Consider the following 17,331-nt stretch of genomic DNA (forward strand, 5'->3'; position numbering starts at 1 on the left):
GGTCAGGGCTTGCGGGCGACGCCCGCGTATCCGGGGATCGGTTCGTCGCCCGGGACGTCGATGACCTCGCCGAGTTCCGGGTGCCAATCGGCGGAGAGCGAGACGCCCGGCTCGACGAGCTCCAGGCCGTCGAAGAACGTGGTCAGTTCGGCGCGGGAGCGCGGACGCAGCGTCATCCCGCGGGCCTTGTACATGGCGCGGGCCTGGGCGGCTCCCTCCGGGTTGAAGTCGCCCGTGGTGTGCGAGAGCACCAGATAGCTGCCGGAGGGGAGCTGCTCCACGAGCCGGCCGACCAGTTCGGCGGCGCCGTCCTCGTCGTCCAGGAAGTGCAGCAGCGCGAGCAGGGACAGGGCGATCGGCTCGCTGAAGTCGAGTACCTTGCCGGCCTCTTCGAGGATCGTTCCGGGCTCGCGCGCGTCGGCCTGGATGTACTCGGTGGCGCCCTCGGGCGTGGAGCGCAGCAGGGCCGCCGCGTGCGCGAGGACGATCGGGTCGTTGTCGCAGTAGACGATGCGCGCGTCCGGGGCGGCCTGCTGGGCGATCTGGTGGAGGTTGGGCTCGGTGGGTATGCCCGTGCCGATGTCGAGGAACTGGCGTACGCCGTTGCCGGCGAGCCAGCGGGTGGCGCGGTGCATGAAGGCCCGGTTCACCTTGGCCATGTCGCGGCCACGGGAGTCCAGGGCCAGCAACTGCTGGGCCATCTGTTCGTCGACCGGGTAGTTGTCCTTGCCACCGAGAAACCAGTCGTACATCCGCGCGGGATGCGGCTTGCTGGTGTCGATCTCGATGACATGGCTGGCCTGTGGATCGTGCCCGGTCATATCGCGCTCCGTTGGGGTTCGTAGGTCGGCGATCACAGCGAACAGTGCGTGGGGCGAGAATATGTGCCGGTGCGTCAGGTGAGAAGGAAGTCGGCCTGACCTGACTTGGCGCCCTGGATGAAGGCGGCTATCTCGCCGTTGGAGTAGATGAGGGCGGGACCCTCGGGGTCCGCGGACTGGCGTACGGCGACTCTGCCGTCGGCCAGCTTCATGGCCTCGACGCAGTTGCCCCCGTTGCCGCCGCTCCAGGGCTTCGCCCAGCCTTCGGAGCCGAGGTCGGCGGCCGGCATACCGTTGTAGATGTCGCTCATCACAGCTCCTTGCGGAAGTCCCGGAGGATTTCCTTCGTGCGTTGTGCAGTCGCGGCCTGAGCCGCCATGCGGTCCATGACTTCGAGGTAGGAGGCCACCTCGGGACGCGCGTCGAAGTAGACGGCACCGGTCAGGTACTCGCTGTAGACCATGTCGGGCAGTTCGGGGACGGCGAAGCGGAAGAGGACGAAGGGGCCGTACGTGCCGGGGTGGTGACCGGTCGCGAACTCGGCGATCTGGAGCGTCACATGGGGCATCTCGGTGGCTTCGAGCAGCCGGTCGATCTGGGTGCGCATCACTTCGGTACTCCCCACCGGACGGCGCAGGACGGTCTCGTCCATGACCACCCACAGCCTGGGGGCGTCCGCCCTGGTGAGCAGGGACTGCCGCGCCATCCGCAGGGACACGTGGCGCTCGATGTCCTCGGGCCTGGTCTGGCCGACGGCTCCCGTACGCATGACGGAGCGTGCGTAGTCCTCGGTCTGCAGGAGACCGGGGACGAAGTGCGGCTCGTACATACGAAGGAGGCTCGCGGCGCCCTCCAGGCTCACGTACATGCTGAACCAGTCGGGCAGCACGTCGTGGAAGCGCTGCCACCAGCCGGGCTTGTTGGCCTCTTCGGCGAGCTCGACGAAGGAGTCGGCCTCGCCGTCCTCGACCCCGTACGCCTTCAGCAGCAGCTGGACGTAAGGGATCTTGAGTCCGACCTCGGCCGTCTCCATCCTGCGTATGGTCGCGGGAGCGACCCGGAGCACCTTGGCGGCCTGGTCGCGGCTCAGGCCCACGCGTTCCCGCAGATCCTGCAGGCGCTTGCCGAGGACGACCTGGCCCACGGTCGGGGCGGACCGCGGTTCGCTCACTTCAGACCTCCCCATGCGCTGTGTGCGAGCAGTGTGCCATGTGGGTGGCGTCAAAGACACAGCCACTCTGCAATTTTCAGAGTGCCCCTTGCCAAGTGTTCGCGACAGAGAGAGAGTTGGGTAGTGAACCAGTTCGTATGGTCACGCCCGCGCTTCTCGCGAAGGTGCGAAGCGTGACGCGTCCCCCACTGTGAGGAATCGGTCGTGGCACCTGGCAGTGCGCTCATCCCCCGGCTCGTGGACCTCAGCCCCGGGACGGAGGCGCTCCGTTACTGCTTCGCCCTGCCGGCGCAGCCGGAGTCGGTGGCCGGTGCGAGACGGCTGACACGGGTCCGGCTGGACGCGTGGCGCCTCGGCGGCGACGCCTGCGACGCGGCGCTCCTCATCGTGTCCGAACTGGTCACCAACGCGGTCGTGCACACCGCGAGCTCACGCGTCGTCTGCGAGCTCAGACGTCTCGACCGGCGGCTGCGCATAGCGGTGCAGGACCAGGGCCACCAGCCCGGCGGCCCGCGGCTGTGCCGCACCCCGGACGACGAGCACGGACGCGGCCTGCTGCTCGTCGACGCGATGAGCAGCGCCTGGGGGTCCCACGACGCCGGAGACGCGTCGGGCCGCATCGTCTGGGCGGAACTGCCGCAGGGCACGGAGCAGCCATGCTGAAGAACGCCCTGTCCCAGCTGCGCGGAGCGCGCCGCTCCCGGGCGCCCGAGCTGGGTGGCGGCGGGGGCCGGGTGAGGCTTTCGCTGCCGCCCGCGCTCTCCGCCAGCCTCGGCTGCGACGCGGTGGGGGTGCCCGCGCGCTACGGGTTCCGGCTGATGTCCCATCTGCCGCGCACCGGGTGCGTGTTCGCCGACGCCGACCGCTGGTGGTGGATCGTTCCCGCGGGCTCGGACCTCGACCTGGACTGGCCCGAGCAGGCTTCGTACGCCCCCGGGGCCTTCGTCCCTTCGGTGCGGCCACGGCTCATCCACACACCGGACAGCCGTACGCCCTACACCCCGCCCATTCCGCTCTTCCTCATGGTGTGCCAGGTGACCGGCGTGACTCCCTCCTGGGCGCGGACGGGCCCGCCGAGGGCCGTACCCGCCACCTGAGCGGGACCTCTCCCGGCGGGGCCCTCCCCCGCACCTGTCCGGGGCGTTGTCAGTGGCTGGTTCTAATGTGGCCTCACTGATCGAAACCCGCCATGGAGCGGGTGTCCGTGGTGTGGAGGGGGGCGGTTCTGTGCGCCGCTGGGAGTTTGTCGAGGGCAGCGCGTCGAAGTTCTGGGAGACCGGGGCCGACGGCGCCGTCGTGACGGTGCGGTACGGGCGGTGCGGAACCGACGGACGTACACAGTCGAAGGAGTACGCGTCGGTGCGGGCGGCGGACGCGCAGGTCACCAAGACGATCGCGGAGAAGGAACGCAAGGGGTATCGCGAGGTCGGGGCCTCGGCCGCGGCTCCCGCCGACGCGGACGCGGTTTCCTCCAGCGCGTCGTCGGAGATGGATGCTCCGGCTGCCGGGGACAACTCCGCGGGCCGCCCCGACGAGGACACCTTCGTCCTGCCCGCCGGCTGGCGGCGGGCGCTCCACCCGCGGCGCGGTGGCGTGAAAAGGACCCCCGGCAGGGCCAAGCGCCCGGACATGGAAGCCCTCGAAGCAGAGCTGTCCCGGGAGACCGCGTGGGTCCACGAGGTCCTGGACGCATCGGGCACGGACGCCACGCTCGCGGAGCACGGCCGCGCACATCTCGCCGGGAGCCCCTCCCCCGTCGGTGCCGCCGCGCTGGCCGCCGTCGTGGGACGCGGCATGTCACCGGCCACCTGGGCGGACCTCTGGACGGCGCGTTACGGACTGCCGTTCGCGGCGCGCGCCACCATGGAACTGTTCACGCTCGAAGCCCACTGGGAACTGGACGGCAACCGGCGGTACGACCCGTGGCTGCGGCAGTACCCCCTCACCGGCTACTCGTACTGGTCGGCCAGGCGCCGCCCGGCGGCCGACCGCATCCGCGCGCTGCTGGCCGCGACCGACGAGGAGACCTACCGGGCGACGGTGGAGGCGCTGGCCAGGCACCGCACCGACCCGCAGCGCAAGATCCTCGCGTCCTACCTGGCGCCCAGCGAAACCGGCTGGGTGGCCGACCTCTGCTCCGATCCCGGTGTGATCGCCGAGCGCGAGCCGACCCTGTGCTCCATGCTGTACTGCTCGCTCAACTCCGGGGACCAGGTGAAGGTGTTCCCGCACCGTCCCAGCCACGGTCACAGTCTGGCCCTGATCGCCACGGTCGCCGAAGGCATCGGCACGGACATCGCCCCGCTGCTGGCCGAGGGTCTGGGCGGCAGGAGCTACGCGGACGACGCCACCGTCGCCGGCGCGCTGGTGGAGATCCCGACGGACGAGGCGTTCCTGGCCCTGCTGGCGCACTCGGACTCGAAGCACGCCCACGCGGCACTCCTCGAAGCGATGCGCCGCTATCCGGTGCGGGCGCTCCGCCTGCTCGCCACCGAGCTGCGCGACACTGCCGACGCGGTGCCCGCGGCGGCGCGGCGGCTGCTCCTCGGCCATATCGGCGCCCACCGCGACCTGGTGGCGGACCTGCTCCCGACACTGGAAGCGGGGCTCGCGGAGATCGTGGAACCTCTGCTCCACCCCGTCGACCGGATCGCCGACGCTCCGGCCGAGGCCCTGCCGTCGGTGCTGACGTCCCCTCCGTGGTCACGGGAGCGCTCCACGGTCACGGCCGCGGTCGTCGCCGGCCTCTCGGCGCCGACCGGGTCCTCGGTGGAGTGGCTGCCGGGTGAACAGGCCGCGTGGGCGGCCTGCTCCAGCTGGTACACGGAGCGGCACGGTGAAGGCGACTGGGAGAAGGACCTCGCCGGTCTGCGCTACACGCTCGACGCGGGGGACCTCCAGCCGGCGTGGGTGTACGTCCACGGGCCCGCGGAACTGGTCACTCCCCTCCTCGACTCGTGGGACCCGACCGACCTCTGGGACGGCCTCGACACCTTCAAGCCGATCGCCGCGCGCTTCGGCGTCGTCGCCCTGCCTCTGCTGCTGCGGGCCGTGCCCCGCCAGCCGAGTTCCCTCGCGCCGCTGCTGCTGCCGTTCGTCGATGTGGCCGTGGCCCGCCACATGGCGGACTGGTCGGTCCGGCTCAAGTCCACGGCCGCGACGGCCCGCGCGTGGTTCGCCAGGCACGGCGTCGCCGCCGCCGGGCTCCTGGTGCCGGACGCCGTAGGCCCAGCGGGCGCCCGGCGGCGGGCGGCCGAGCAGGCCCTGCTCCAGATCGCCGCGGTCCACGGCGACCAGGTGGTCCTGGAGGCCGGCGGGGCGTACGGCGCCCGAGCGGCCGAAGCCATCGGCGCGCTGCTCGCCGCCGACCCGCTGGAGCGGCTGCTGCCCGCCACCATGCCGGTGCTGCCGGGGTGGGCCGAGCCCGCGCCGCTCCCGCAGATCGTGGTGCGGTCCGGTGGCGCGCTTCCCGAGCGGTCGGCGCGCCATGTGGTGACGATGCTGGCGCTGTCGAAGCCCGGTGAGGTGTATCCGGGAGTCGCCGTCCTCAAGGAGGTGGCGGACGCCGGTTCGCTCGCCGAGTTCGCCTGGGCGCTCTTCGAGGGGTGGACGACGGCCGGTCTCCCCGCCAGGGAATCCTGGGCGCTGCACGCGCTCGGTCTGCTGGGTGACGACACCACGGTCCGCCGGCTGACCCCGGTCATCCGGTCGTGGCCCGGTGAGGGTGCGCACCACCGGGCGGTGGAAGGGCTCGGCGTGCTGGCAGCCATCGGGACCGACTTCGCACTCGTGCAGCTGCACGGCATCGCGCAGCGGGTGAAGTTCAAGGGGCTGAAGGAGCGTGCCAAGGAGAAGATCGACGAGGTCGCGGCGGGTCTCGGACTGACCGGCGATCAGCTCTCCGACCGGCTGGTGCCGGACTTGGGGCTCGACGCCGACGGTTCGACGGTCGTCGACTACGGCAGCCGCCGCTTCACCGTCGGCTTCGACGAGCAACTGCGGCCGTACGTCCTGGACGGTGACGGCAAGCGCCGCAAGGACCTGCCGATGCCCGGCGCTCGGGACGACGCCGAGCTGGCCCCGGCGGAACGCAAGCGGTTCATGGCCCTGAAGAAGGATGTGCGGACGATCGCCTCCGACCAGGTGCGGCGGCTGGAGTCCGCGATGGTCGCCGGGCGGTCGTGGACGGTGCCGGAGTTCACCGGACTGTTGGTCGCACACCCACTGATGGGGCATCTGGTGCGCCGGCTGGTGTGGCTGAGCGAGGCGGACGGGACGACCACGGCGTTCCGCGTGGCGCAGGACCGGACGTTCGCCGACGCGGAGGACGACGTCTTCACCCTCACCGAGGGCGCGACCGTACGGCTGGCCCACCCGCTGGACCTGGACGGCCGACTCGACGTGTGGTGCCAGGTGTTCGCGGACCACGAGATCCTTCAGCCCTTCCCCCAGCTGGGTCGAGCGGTGTTCGGGCTCAGCGAGGAGGAGGCCGGAGGTTACCGGCTGACCCGCTTCGAGGGCCTCACGGTACCCACGGGCAAGGTGCTCGGACTCCAGCGGCGCGGCTGGCAGCGCGGGGTGCCCCAGGACGCGGGGGTGGAGCGGTGGATCTCGAAACGGCTCGGCGAGGACCAGTATCTGGTGATCGCGCTGGACACGGGCATCGCGGTCGGAGTGGTCGACATGTTCCCCGACCAGACCCTCGAAACGGTGTGGCTCGGCAGCGAGCCCGCTGATCACTGGGTGCGGCGCGGTTACTCCCTGCGCCTCGGCGACCTGGACCCGCTCACCGTCTCTGAGCTCATCGCCGACCTGACGGAACTCACCGAGGGCGCCGTCGCCTGAGCCCGCGTACGGACTGGCGGGCGTCCGGTCAGCGGCGGAATACGGGCCCTGGAAACGCCCTGATCTCACGGTTTGCCGAGGTAGGCGAGGCCAGGGTGGACCTTCGTGTACCCGTCGACCAGACGGCGGGCGACGGAGACCGAGTCGACCAGCGGGTGCAGGGCGAACGCCTGGACGGCTGCCGCGCGGGAGCCGGTCTCCGCCGCGTCGAGTACGGCCCGTTCGACGGCCTTGACCGCCGTGACCAGGCCCACCGCGTGGTACGGCAGCGGGTCGGCGGCGACGGGACGGGCCCCGTTGGCGTCGACGAGGCAGGGCACCTCGATCACGGCGTCCTCGTCCAGCACCGACAGGGTCGTGCGATTGCGGACGTTCAGGACGAGGGAGGTCCGTTCGTCGCGGGCGACGGCCCGCATCAGGGCGAGGGCGACCTGCTCGTACCCGCCGGACTCCAGATCGCTCTCCTCGCGCTCCCCGGCCCCCGCCACGTCACGGTTCTCCGACATGTACGTCGCCTCGCGCTCGGCGCGCGTCCGGTCCCAGGTGGTCAGCGGCGGGGCTGCCGGGTCCTTCATCCGGGCGTAGAAGCCCTCCTGCTGCTCCCGGAGGAACGCGCCGCGGGTCTGCTCGGCCTCCTGGTAGGCGCGGACCGCCTCCCGGTTGAAGTAGTAGTAGTGCAGGTACTCGTTGGGGATCGCGCCGAGTGACCGCAGCCAGTCGGTGCCGAAGAGCCTGCCCTCCTCGAAGGAGCCGAGCAGTTCCTGGTCCGCGAAGAGGCGCGGGAGTAGGTCGCGGCCGTCGACGTACAGCCCGCGCAGCCACCCGAGATGGTTGAGTCCCACGTAGTCGATCCGGGCCCGGTCCGGGTCGGCGCCGAGGACGCGCGCGACACGGCGGCCGAGCCCCACCGGCGAGTCGCAGATGCCGATGACCCGGTCGCCGAGGTGCCGGGACATGGCCTCGGTGACCAGTCCCGCCGGGTTGGTGAAGTTGATGACCCAGGCGTCGGGGGCGAGCCGGGCGATGCGCCCGGCGAGTTCCACCGCGACGGGCACCGTGCGCAGTCCGTACGCGATGCCGCCCGCGCCGACCGTCTCCTGGCCCAGTACGCCTTCGTCCAGCGCCACCCGCTCGTCGGCAGCGCGGCCCTCCAGGCCGCCGACGCGGATCGCGGAGAAGACGAAGTCCGCACCGCGCAGTGCCTCGTCCAGATCGGTGGTGGCGACGACGACGGGCGCGTCACCGACCCCATCCGCCTGTTCGGCGAGGACCCGGGCGACGGCACCGAGCCGATCCGCGTCCGTGTCGTAGAGCGTCACGTGCGTCACGCGGCCCTCGGCGTGATCGCCGAGAAGTGCCCCGTACACCAGAGGCACCCGGAATCCGCCACCGCCAAGAATTGTCAGCTTCACGCTGCTCGATGGTACGGAAGTCGGCGCCCGCGCGGACCGAAGACCCGTGCGGGCGCCGACGGCGCGTCAGTACCCGTTCCACCAGCGCGACACGGCCTGCCACAGCCGGGCCGGTGCGCCTGCCCTGCGCTGCCCGGGAATCGGGGGTGCCGGGTCCGGCGCTCCCGGTTCCTGCGGGGCGACGGCGGGTGCGTGGGCGGGCGGCGGAACATCCGTGCCGAAGCCGGGCGCGGAGGTGGGCCGGGCCGGGGACGACACCTGCCAGTCGTCGCGCGGCCGGGGCCGGCTCATCAGCGTGAGCGGGTCGGCGTCGATCTCCATCTGCGGGCCCGGCGCGAACTTCACCGGCAGTTCCACGAGGTGCCGGGACATGATGTTCCCGATCCAGCGCAGCTCGCTCTCCTCGACACCGAGCTCCATGTCCGGCAGGCGCATGAGCAGCGCGTCGACCCCGACGTCGGCGATGGCACGGCCGATGTCCTGACCCGGGCATTCGTGCGGTCCGCCGCTGAAGGCCAGGTGGGCGCGGTTGCCCTCCATGTTGGCGGCGAGGTCGGGGCGTACGTTCGGGTCGGTGTTGGCGGCGGCGATTCCGACGAGCAGCGCGTCGCCCGCCTTGATCTGCTGGCCGCCCAGCTCCGTGTCCCCCACGGCCCAGCGGCCGAACACGGCGGTGAACGGCGGCTCGTCCCACAGCGTCTGCTCCACCGCTTCGGGGACGGTCATGTGGCCGCCGCTGAGCCGGGCACGGAAACGCGGATCGGTCAGCACCATGCGCAGCACGTTGGCGATCAGGTTGGCGGTCGACTCGTACGCGGCGATGAGGATCAGACGGAGATGCTCGGTGACCTCGACGTCGGTGAGCGAGGCGGGGTGCTCCAGCAGCCAGGACGTGAAGTCCGGCGCCGGAGCGGCACGCCGGCGCTGGACGAGCCGGCTGAGCGCGCTGACGACATGGGCGTTGCTCGCGACGGCGGTCTCGGTGCCGCGGGTCATGTCACGGGCTGCCTGCACGAGGCGGTCGTCGTAGTCCTCGGGCATGCCGAAGATCGCGCACATCACCATCATCGGCAGGTGCTCGGCGAACTGGCTGACGACATCGGCTGTGCCCTTGAGGCAGAAGTCGTTGACGAGCCGGTTACTGAAGCGGTTGACGTGGCGGCGTACCCCGCGGGTGTCGATGCGCGCCATGCTGTCGGTGACGGCGCCGCGCAGACGCTCGTGGTTCGCGCCGTCGGCGAAGGCGCAGACCGGCTGCCAGGTGAAGATCGGTGCGAGCGGGTGGTCGGGGGCGACGCTGCCGTCCTGGAGGGCCCGCCAGCGCCGCGAGTCCCGGGAGAACTGCGAGGGCGTCCGGGTCACATGCAGATTCTCGCTGTGCCCCAGGACGAGCCAGGCGGGTACGTCTCCGTGCAGCAGGACGGGCGCCACCGTGCCGTGTTCGGCGCGCAGTTTGTCGTAGAGGCCGGCCGGGTCGTTCTCGGCCTCGGGGCCGTAGAACCGGCGCAGTCCGCCGGGGGCGAGGCCGTGGGCGGGGCACTCGGGGGGCGGCACGGGCCCCGGGGCCGTTCCGGGTTCGTGGTGGAAGGGCGTGGTCACAATCGCTCCAGGGGTCGGGCCGCCCGGGGTTCGGGCGAGGGGCGCGCGGGGTGCGGGCGCGCTCGTGGGGACGGCGCGCCGCGTGCGGCCGCGCGTGCGGGACGTGCGCGGAGGGAAGGTGCGCGCGGGGCGGGCGCGGGGGCCGCGAGCGCGCACCTTCGTCAGGCGAGGGGTACGGCGAGGCTGTGCAGATACCGCATCAGGGTCATCAGCACGTCACGGCTGGAGACCCGCAGCCGGGCATCGCAGTCGATCATCGGGACCTCGTCCGGCAGGTCGAGTGCGGTACGCAGCGCCTGGACCGGGTGATGCGGTGCGTCGGGGAAGGTGTTGACGGCGACGACGAACGGCACGCCGCGCTCCTCCAGCCGGCCGATCACATCGAAGCTGACCTCGAGCCGCCGGGTGTCGATCAGGACGACAGCACCGAGGGCTCCTTCGAACAGCCCGTTCCACAGGAACCAGAACCGCTCCTGGCCTGGGGTGCCGAAGAGGTAGAGGATCAGTTCCTCGCTGAGACTGATCCGGCCGAAGTCCATGGCGACGGTGGTGGCGGTCTTGCTCTCCACCCCGGCGTTGTCGTCCACGCCGACGCCGGCCTGGGTCATGGTCTCTTCGGTCGTCAGGGGCCGGATCTCACTCACCGAGCCGACCATCGTGGTCTTGCCGACCCCGAATCCGCCGACGATGACGACCTTCACCGCGGCCGTGGCCGTGGTCGGCAGGACGTCCTCGCTCCGGGGGCCAGTGATCGTGTCAGAGCTTCTGAAGTCCATGCATCACCGCTTCGAGAAGGGATCGGTCCGGGAGAGTGGCGCGGACGATGGGCGCACGCGATTCGATCTGTTCGCTCGCGAGCAGTTCGGTCAGGAGCGAGGTCACGACACTGAAGGGCAGGCTCAGATAGGCGGAGATCTCGGCGACGGACAACGGCGCCCGGCAGAGCCGCAGGATCGCGGCCTGCTCGGGCTGGACCGTCGGCGAGGGTTCTGCCTGGGAGACAACCATCGTGACGAGGTCGAGCGCCGCGCGCTCGCCGTCGGGATCGCCGGTGATCACGTACAGCCGTTCCGGATCGTTCAGCGCCGGGTCGGCCTTTCGGCGTTCTCGTCGGGGAGCACTCATCCGGCCTGCCCGTCATGTCGGGGCGGGCTCGAAAGGTGGGCGCCGATCCGGACGACCATGTCGCGCATACGTGCTCCCACCAGTCCGGCGTCGACCGTCTCGTCGGCCAGCACCGCGAGGTACGAGCCGGCCCCGGCTGCCATCAGGTAGAAGAACCCGCCGTCGACCTCGATGACGACGAGGCGCATCAGGCCGTCGCTGTACGGGATTTCGGAGGCGACGGCGGCGGCGAGGCTCTGCAGGCCCGCGCAGGCCGCGGCGAGACGGTCGGCGACGTCGGGGTCGCCGCCGTGCCGGGCGATGCGCAGACCGTCCGAGGAGAGCACCACGATCTGGTGGATGCTCGGCACGTCGTCGGCCAGTTCCTTGAGCATCCAGTCCATGTTTCCGCGCTGCTGGATCACTTCAGGTCTCCCTTGTCCCACGCGTCATCAGAGTCCTCGTCGTTCTTCGGTTCCTGGGGCACACCGTTGACCGCCTGGGTGAATGCCTCAAGCCAGAGCCCGGGCGGCGGCGGTTCGCCGTTGCTCCGCCCGCCGTTGTGGCCGTTGTGCGCTCCCGCGGCGGGGACGGAGGGCTGCGCCGTCTGCTGCGGGAGGTTGTGCGAACCGAGCGGGGCGCGGCCGCGGCTGCGGCGCTGCGGAAGTCCGCCCTCGGTCCACTCGGTCACCACGGGGACGTCGTCCTCCAGGGCGGAAGCCGGTACCGCCGGGGTGGCCGGCTTCTCCGTGTAGCCCGGCATGCCCGCGGCCACCGAGGGCGGCAGTTCCGTGGACACGGGCCGGGACTTGCGCTTGCCGGGCGGCGGTACGACGTGCTGGAGCTGCGACATGTCGAGCGAGCTCTGGGGCCGCGAGGTGGCGCCGATGCCGTGGGCGATACCGGGAGCGGGGCCCGTGGTGAGCATTTCGCGCGGCACGATCACCACGGCGCGGACACCGCCGTACGCGGACTGCCGCAGGGAGACCTGGAGCTGGTACATCCGGGAGATCCGGCCGACGACGGCCATGCCCAGGCGCGGGGACTCGCCGAGGTCGTTCATGTTGATGCCGGCCTGCGCCTGGGCGAGCATGTTCTCGGCGCGGGCGCGGGCCTCCTCGCTGAGGCTGACGCCGCCGTCCTCGATCTCGATGGCGACGCCGGTCTGGACCTCGACCGCGGTGACGTGCACCCGGGTCTGCGGCGGCGAGTACCGCGTCGCGTTGTCCAGGAGTTCGGCGCAGGCGTGGATGAGCGGTTCGACCGAGGTGCCGACGATGGCGACCTTGGCGATCGAGTGCAGATCGACGCGCTGGTATTCGAGGATGCGGGACATCGCACCGCGCAGCACGCTGAACAGCGGTACGGGCTTGGGCCATTGGCGGCTGGGCCGGGCACCGCCGAGCACGGCGATGGAGTCGGCGAGCCGTCCGATCAGCGCGGTGCCGTGGTCGATGCGGAGGAGGTCGTCGAAGACCTCGGGGTTGCGCCCGTGGTGGTCCTCCATCTCCCGCAGTTCGCTGGCCTGCCGGTGGACGATGGCCTGGACGCGACGGGCGACACTGACGAACGCGCGCTGCGCGGAGTCACGCATCGCCTCCTCGTTGTCGATGATGTCGAGGATCTGGAAGACCAGGCCGCGCAGGGCCTCGGGGAGATTGCGGTACGACTCGTCCGCGTCGACGATGTCCCGCATCACCTCTTCGGGTGAGTTGCTGGCACGCAGCCGGCGGATCGCGGCAGGCAGCAGCTCCTTGGTCAGCCGCACGGTCTCCGCGTCGTGCGCGGCGATGCGGTGTTCCAGGTAGGCGATGCGCTGTTCATAGTGCGCACGCTGGACGTTCATGGCGCGGCGGCGACGGTTGAGTACGACGGTGAACACGGCGACCACGAGCGTGGCGATCGCACCGCACCAGACGACTGGTATCCGCGCGGGTTCGGTCACCAGCGCGGCGCCGGCGGCGGTGGCGCCGGCCATCAGCACAAGGGGCAGCAACACAGCACGGACTACGGGGATTTCTCGGTCAATCGGTGGTGATTCAACACGAACCATCTAAACCCTCTGGCGGTTGATTCGGGGGGCATTCGGAAGATCTGCGCACTTGTGATGACAGTCGTGAACAAGTGCTCGAATTCATATCAACTCGACTTCGATGCGCGTGAGCTTAGCCAGATCAGAACACCGCCTCGGCATATTCACCCAACCCCCTGCGCGAGCACTCCGGCAGTAATACACTCACGAGTTTTTGCACTCCATGGCGTCGGACGTGTGCGGGGAGTAATCGGCGGCGAGGGCGCGTGGTTCCGGTGCTCGTACGTCCCGTGGTGCGGGATGCTGAAGCGCCGCACGCGCACCGATCACCGCACACGGGCGCCCTATTCGATTCCTGAGCCACTACTCCTGTCCCTCACCACGGGACAGCGGAACAGGTGATCGAACCGGATCGAAAGGAGCAGATTCATGACCGACGGACTGATTCACCGGAAAGAAGCCATCGCGGCCACGCGGGGCTGCACCATCGAGTCACTGGACACCGGCCTGCGGCTGATGCGACTTTTCCTCACCCACGACACGCTCACCGTCTCCGAGGCCGCGGAGCTCCTGTCGGTCGGCCGGTCCACCGCGCACCGGGTGCTCTTCACCCTGGAGGGACGGGGCTTCGCGACCCGGGACCCCTCCGGCCGGGGGTACTCGGCGGGTCCCGAACTGATCCGGCTCGGCCGGCCGGCCGGCTTCGGCGCGGCGCTGCGGGCGCGCCTCACCGACGTACTCGAGGACGCCGCCCGGCGTACCGGCGAGACCGTACAGAGTGCCGCGCTGATCGGGGACCGGGTCATCGTCACCGACGGCCGCGAGTCGTCCCAGCCGGTGCGGGTGGTGCTGGAGATGTGGCGCACGCACCCCGCCCATGCGACCTCGGGCGGCAAACTGCTGCTCTCACGGATGACGGCCGATCAGGTGTGCGCCCTCTACCCGCGGGAGACGCTGCCCGCGTCCACTCCCCGCACGCTCACCTCGCGAGCGGAGCTGCTGGACGAGCTGGCGGAGATCCGCGATCTCGGTCACGCGGTCAGCCGCGGTGAGTCGGTCCGGGGCATGCACACCGTCGCCGTCCCCCTCTGCGGGGCGGGCCCCCGCGACCGGCTGGCCCTGACCGCCGCGGCGCCGGCCGACCGGGGTGACGACGCGGCACTGGTGGAGTTCGCACGGCGGTTGCGGCGGTCGGCCTCGCTGCTGAGGCCGGCGGAAGCGCCCTGATGTTCGGGCCGGATCAGCGGCGGGCGCCGCCGATCCGGCCCTCCAGCTGCACCAGCAGTTCGCTGAGCTGCGCGCTCAGCCGACTGCGGGCCTCGTCGTCGAGGCCGGAGAGGACGGCGCGTTCGTACGCGAGCTGCTGGGGCAGCAGCCGGTCGACCAGGGCCCGGCCCTCGTCGGTGAGGCGGACATGGGCGACCCTGCGGTCACGGGCGTCGCCGCGGCGGTCGACCAGACCGCGTTCCTGGAGGGCGCGGAGGCGTTTGGTGACGGCGGCGCCCGACGAGAACGTCTCGCGGGCCAGCTCGCCGGGCGTGAGTTCGCGGTCGGTACGGCGCACGGCGCCGAGCAGGTCGAACTCGGCGCGGGTCAGCCCGGCGGAGCGCAGGGGGGCGTCCTCCGCCTGCTGGAGCAGCGCGGCGCAGCGGTTGATGCGGCCGATGAGCTCCATCGGGCCGGTGTCGAGCTCCGGATTGACGGCCTGCCACTGCCGTACCACCGAGGCCACGATGTCGTCGGTCACGCCGCTCCGTCCTGTGGAGGCCCGAGGGCGATCAGCCCTTGCCTTCGTGCTGTTGCGGCGAGCGTACGGTGTCCGGCCTGCTCGGCTGCGAGGAGCTGTTCCTCGGGCAGGGCGCGCTGCCACCATTCGCCGGCCGCGGCGTCGGTGGCCGTGCGCAGTTCGACGAGGGAGCCGGTGAGCCCGCGTCGTGCCGCGTCGAGCCGGGCCGGTCCGGACGCCGGGTCGGCGATGGCCCGTACGGCGTGGGCGCGGGCCGCGTCGGTCGCGGCCAGGGCCTTCTCGACGTGCCCGGAGGCGCGCCGGTTGGTGACGGCCGTCGCGGCGAGGAAGCCGACGACCGCGCCGACCAGCGTGTCGACGACCCTGTCCCCGATGAGTTCACCGGCCGGGTGGGTACCGCTGAACTCCAGGACCAGGAGGGCCATCGGGGTGACGGCGACCGAGCCGAGCCAGTAGTTGCGGGTGATGAGGGCCTCGGCGGCGAAGTTGAAGAACAGGCAGCAGGCGACGAGGGCGAGCGGGCCGGTCCTGCTGAGCGGCAGGACGGCGGCGAAGACCAGCACACCGATGAGGTTGCCGAGGGTGCGCTGGAGGGCCCGGTTCCAGGACAGGGTGATATTGGCCTGGTAGAGGGAGGCGGCGGTGACGATCGCCCAGTAGGGGCGGCCGGCCCCGAGGGCGGCGCAGACGTATCCGGCCAGGGCGCAGCCGATGAGGGTACGGGCGGCGATGGGCAGCAGCGGGGAGCCGGGGGCGAGCGCGCGCAGGAGCGGGCGGCGGCCGCGGAGTTCGCGGTGAGCGGCCCGTTCGGCGTCGGCGCCGAAGAGCTCCGCCGTGGTGCCCGGCACGGGGGGCGGGGTGGGCACGGGCCCGCGCGCTCGCGTCGCGGCGGCCCAGGCGCGGAGGTGGGCAGGATCGGCGGCGGGTGCCGACGCGGCGCTGTCGGCGAAGAGGAGTGCCGCTCCGGGGGCGGTGCCCGCGTCGTGCACCGGTGCCTCGCGGCCCTGCCGCTCCTCGACGGCCGTCGCCGCGAGCGAGGCCTCGGCGTGGACGACGAGGCGTTCCAGTTCCCGGCGTACGGGGGTGGAGCGGCCCGTGGCGAGCAGCGACTGCCAGGCGGTGTGGACGGCCGCGGCAGCGGCGTGGCGGGTGCGGTGGCCGGGGGCGGCGGCGTACGCCGCGGCGGCGTCGAGGGCGCGGGCGGTGGCGCGGCGCTCGGGGCCCTCCCTGCGCAGCAGTGCGGGGCCGACGGTGACGAGCCAGGAAACGGTGCCCGCGGCAAGGGTCAGGGCGAGGCGTCCGGGGACCTGGCCGAGTTCCTGGGGGGTGAACAGGGCGGCGGAGGTGACGAAGGTGAAGATCACCGGGCCGGGCGGACCGATGCGGGTCGCGTCACAGAGTGCCTTCTGCGCGGCGGCCAGCATCGCGGCGACGGCGATCAGGATCGCGGTCGAGTCAGTGACCGAGGCGACGACCAGCGAGATCGCGACGCCGACGAGCATGCCGAGCACCACGCGCGCCACGGTGCCGGCCCGTCGGGCGTACGGCAGGCTGTGGCCGTAGAGCGCGCAGAGCGACCCCGCCATCGTGTACATCACGAGGTCGAGGCGGTCCACGGCGAAGAGCAGCAGGTCGGGCACGGCGGAGGCGACGACGACGCTGAGCGCCGGTTTGAACCAGGTGTCCGAGGGGCGCGCGAGGCGCAGTGCTCCGGCTGCCCGGAGAGTGCGGACGGAGGGCCGCCGGTACCGAATAGCTGTATCACTCACTTAAATATCTTAGCAGGTATTACACACGTAAAAGACTTGGCGCAGCGGCCCGATGGCCGGTGGGCCCGGCCGGCCATGGCGTGCAGGGAGACACTCGTGGGTGCGTGCAGGTCCGCACGCGCTGAGCGCGGGCGGCGACCTGATGCTGCCGCCCACCAGAACCCGGACGGACCCCGGATCGCCGTCCTTCGCGGCCCGCAGGGCGCCGCGTTCGGTATTCACAAGTCGTACGGCGAGAGCTGAGGCGCACGGACGTCTCGGCTCCGCAGGGTCGCGGACGTCTCAGGTGCGCAGGTTCTCCGTGGCGTCCGAGACCCTGCGCAGCAGTTCGAGGAAGACCTGCTGCTCCTCGGCGGAGAGCGGGCCGAGGAAGACGTGGTTCATACGGGCGGCGCGCTGCGCGAGCCTGCCGTGGGTGCGGGCGCCGTCCTCCGTCAGACGCAGCAGAGAACGGCGGCCGTCGTGCGGGTCGCGCACCTTGTCCAGGAGCTCCCGGCGCAGCAGCCGGCTGATCAGTTCGGCGATGGTGGAACGGTCGAGCCCGACCCGCTCCCCCACGGTCCGCTGATCGAGCCCGGGTTCGGCGACCAGGGTGTTCAGCACGGCGAACTGGGGCGAGGTGATCTCTTCCGAGACCATCGTGTTCCACAGCAGGTGGTGGGCCTGCTGGAGGCGTCTGGCCAGGTGCCCCGGATGCGTGCTCAAGTCGACCGCGGCCACGGACGCCGTCCTTTCGCTCTGCTCCCCGGGGTTTCCTGCGCGCTCAGTGTACGAAGACCACGGCGCGGAACCCGGCCCGCAGATATGTTCGAGCGTGTGGCCGTCTGGGCA

At 71.5% G+C, this 17,331-nt stretch carries 16 protein-coding genes; 4 read left to right on the forward strand and 12 right to left on the reverse strand.

Annotation, left to right across the window (positions count from 1 at the left end; genetic code table 11):
* Positions 1-2: 2 nt before the first annotated feature.
* From AC07FA_RS08555 to AC07FA_RS08565, 3 genes are all read right to left on the reverse strand, one after another.
* On the reverse strand, positions 3-821 hold the full coding sequence (locus tag AC07FA_RS08555) for an SAM-dependent methyltransferase (protein WP_479074024.1): 819 nt from the start codon (positions 819-821) through the stop codon (positions 3-5).
* Between the two features lie 74 nt (positions 822-895).
* Positions 896-1,132, reverse strand: a complete 237-nt coding sequence (locus AC07FA_RS08560; RefSeq protein WP_479074025.1) for a DUF397 domain-containing protein — start codon at positions 1,130-1,132, stop codon at positions 896-898.
* On the reverse strand, positions 1,132-1,992 hold the full coding sequence (locus AC07FA_RS08565; RefSeq protein WP_479074026.1) for a helix-turn-helix domain-containing protein: 861 nt from the start codon (positions 1,990-1,992) through the stop codon (positions 1,132-1,134). The genes AC07FA_RS08560 and AC07FA_RS08565 overlap by 1 nt, the downstream gene beginning before the upstream one ends.
* Before the next feature lie 204 nt (positions 1,993-2,196).
* Here AC07FA_RS08565 and AC07FA_RS08570 point away from each other — a divergent pair, with 204 nt between their 5' ends.
* The 3 genes from AC07FA_RS08570 (at position 2,197) to AC07FA_RS08580 (ending at position 6,837) form a co-directional block, all read left to right on the forward strand.
* Positions 2,197-2,655: an ATP-binding protein gene (locus AC07FA_RS08570; protein WP_479074027.1), complete on the forward strand. Its 459-nt coding sequence runs from the start codon at positions 2,197-2,199 to the stop codon at positions 2,653-2,655.
* Positions 2,649-3,089: a hypothetical protein gene (locus tag AC07FA_RS08575; RefSeq protein ID WP_479074028.1), complete on the forward strand. Its 441-nt coding sequence runs from the start codon at positions 2,649-2,651 to the stop codon at positions 3,087-3,089. The genes AC07FA_RS08570 and AC07FA_RS08575 overlap by 7 nt, the downstream gene beginning before the upstream one ends.
* A gap of 130 nt (positions 3,090-3,219) precedes the next feature.
* Positions 3,220-6,837 carry a DUF4132 domain-containing protein gene (locus AC07FA_RS08580; RefSeq protein WP_479074029.1) on the forward strand — a complete coding sequence of 1,206 codons (3,618 nt, stop codon included), beginning with the start codon at positions 3,220-3,222 and terminating at the stop codon, positions 6,835-6,837.
* Between the two features lie 65 nt (positions 6,838-6,902).
* Here the strand turns inward: AC07FA_RS08580 and AC07FA_RS08585 are convergent, their stop codons facing one another.
* The 6 genes from AC07FA_RS08585 to AC07FA_RS08610 form a co-directional block, all read right to left on the reverse strand.
* Positions 6,903-8,249 (reverse strand): 6-phospho-beta-glucosidase, encoded by a 1,347-nt coding sequence (locus AC07FA_RS08585; RefSeq protein ID WP_479074030.1) that lies wholly within the window; start codon positions 8,247-8,249, stop codon positions 6,903-6,905.
* Between the two features lie 66 nt (positions 8,250-8,315).
* A complete protein-coding gene (locus AC07FA_RS08590) occupies positions 8,316-9,848 on the reverse strand; it encodes a cytochrome P450 (protein ID WP_479074032.1) in 1,533 nt (510 codons plus the stop codon).
* Between the two features lie 161 nt (positions 9,849-10,009).
* Positions 10,010-10,624, reverse strand: a complete 615-nt coding sequence (locus AC07FA_RS08595) for a GTP-binding protein (protein ID WP_479074033.1) — start codon at positions 10,622-10,624, stop codon at positions 10,010-10,012.
* On the reverse strand, positions 10,605-10,973 hold the full coding sequence (locus AC07FA_RS08600) for a DUF742 domain-containing protein (protein ID WP_479074035.1): 369 nt from the start codon (positions 10,971-10,973) through the stop codon (positions 10,605-10,607). The genes AC07FA_RS08595 and AC07FA_RS08600 overlap by 20 nt, the downstream gene beginning before the upstream one ends.
* Positions 10,970-11,377: a roadblock/LC7 domain-containing protein gene (locus AC07FA_RS08605; protein ID WP_328906935.1), complete on the reverse strand. Its 408-nt coding sequence runs from the start codon at positions 11,375-11,377 to the stop codon at positions 10,970-10,972. Before AC07FA_RS08605 ends, AC07FA_RS08600 begins: the two co-directional genes overlap by 4 nt.
* The gene (locus tag AC07FA_RS08610) at positions 11,374-13,005 is read right to left on the reverse strand and encodes a sensor histidine kinase (RefSeq protein WP_479074036.1); all 1,632 of its coding nucleotides are present in this window, start codon (positions 13,003-13,005) and stop codon (positions 11,374-11,376) included. The genes AC07FA_RS08605 and AC07FA_RS08610 overlap by 4 nt, the downstream gene beginning before the upstream one ends.
* 408 nt (positions 13,006-13,413) lie before the next feature.
* On the opposite strand from AC07FA_RS08610, the gene AC07FA_RS08615 reads away from it, so the two are divergent.
* On the forward strand, positions 13,414-14,211 hold the full coding sequence (locus AC07FA_RS08615; RefSeq protein WP_479074038.1) for an IclR family transcriptional regulator: 798 nt from the start codon (positions 13,414-13,416) through the stop codon (positions 14,209-14,211).
* A 13-nt stretch (positions 14,212-14,224) separates the two neighbouring features.
* Here the strand turns inward: AC07FA_RS08615 and AC07FA_RS08620 are convergent, their stop codons facing one another.
* The 3 genes from AC07FA_RS08620 to AC07FA_RS08630 form a co-directional block, all read right to left on the reverse strand.
* Positions 14,225-14,731: a MarR family winged helix-turn-helix transcriptional regulator gene (locus AC07FA_RS08620; RefSeq protein WP_479074039.1), complete on the reverse strand. Its 507-nt coding sequence runs from the start codon at positions 14,729-14,731 to the stop codon at positions 14,225-14,227.
* The gene (locus AC07FA_RS08625) at positions 14,728-16,500 is read right to left on the reverse strand and encodes an FUSC family protein (protein WP_479074040.1); all 1,773 of its coding nucleotides are present in this window, start codon (positions 16,498-16,500) and stop codon (positions 14,728-14,730) included. The genes AC07FA_RS08620 and AC07FA_RS08625 overlap by 4 nt, the downstream gene beginning before the upstream one ends.
* 282 nt (positions 16,501-16,782) lie before the next feature.
* Complete coding sequence (locus tag AC07FA_RS08630) at positions 16,783-17,220, reverse strand: MarR family winged helix-turn-helix transcriptional regulator (RefSeq protein ID WP_479074041.1); 438 nt, start codon at positions 17,218-17,220, stop codon at positions 16,783-16,785.
* Positions 17,221-17,331 lie beyond the last annotated feature (111 nt).

It is taken from the genome of Streptomyces sp. NPDC045968 (assembly GCF_056430475.1).

Bases quoted from the DNA above. Each gene is read 5' to 3' on its own strand.
- AC07FA_RS08610 (WP_479074036.1), bottom strand. From the start codon at position 13,005: ATGGTTCGTGTTGAATCACCACCGATTGACCGAGAAATCCCCGTAGTC.
- AC07FA_RS08595 (WP_479074033.1), bottom strand. From the start codon at position 10,624: ATGGACTTCAGAAGCTCTGACACGATCACTGGCCCCCGGAGCGAGGAC.
- AC07FA_RS08600 (WP_479074035.1), bottom strand. From the start codon at position 10,973: ATGAGTGCTCCCCGACGAGAACGCCGAAAGGCCGACCCGGCGCTGAAC.
- AC07FA_RS08615 (WP_479074038.1), top strand. From the start codon at position 13,414: ATGACCGACGGACTGATTCACCGGAAAGAAGCCATCGCGGCCACGCGG.
- AC07FA_RS08555 (WP_479074024.1), bottom strand. From the start codon at position 821: ATGACCGGGCACGATCCACAGGCCAGCCATGTCATCGAGATCGACACC.
- AC07FA_RS08575 (WP_479074028.1), top strand. From the start codon at position 2,649: ATGCTGAAGAACGCCCTGTCCCAGCTGCGCGGAGCGCGCCGCTCCCGG.
- AC07FA_RS08560 (WP_479074025.1), bottom strand. From the start codon at position 1,132: ATGAGCGACATCTACAACGGTATGCCGGCCGCCGACCTCGGCTCCGAA.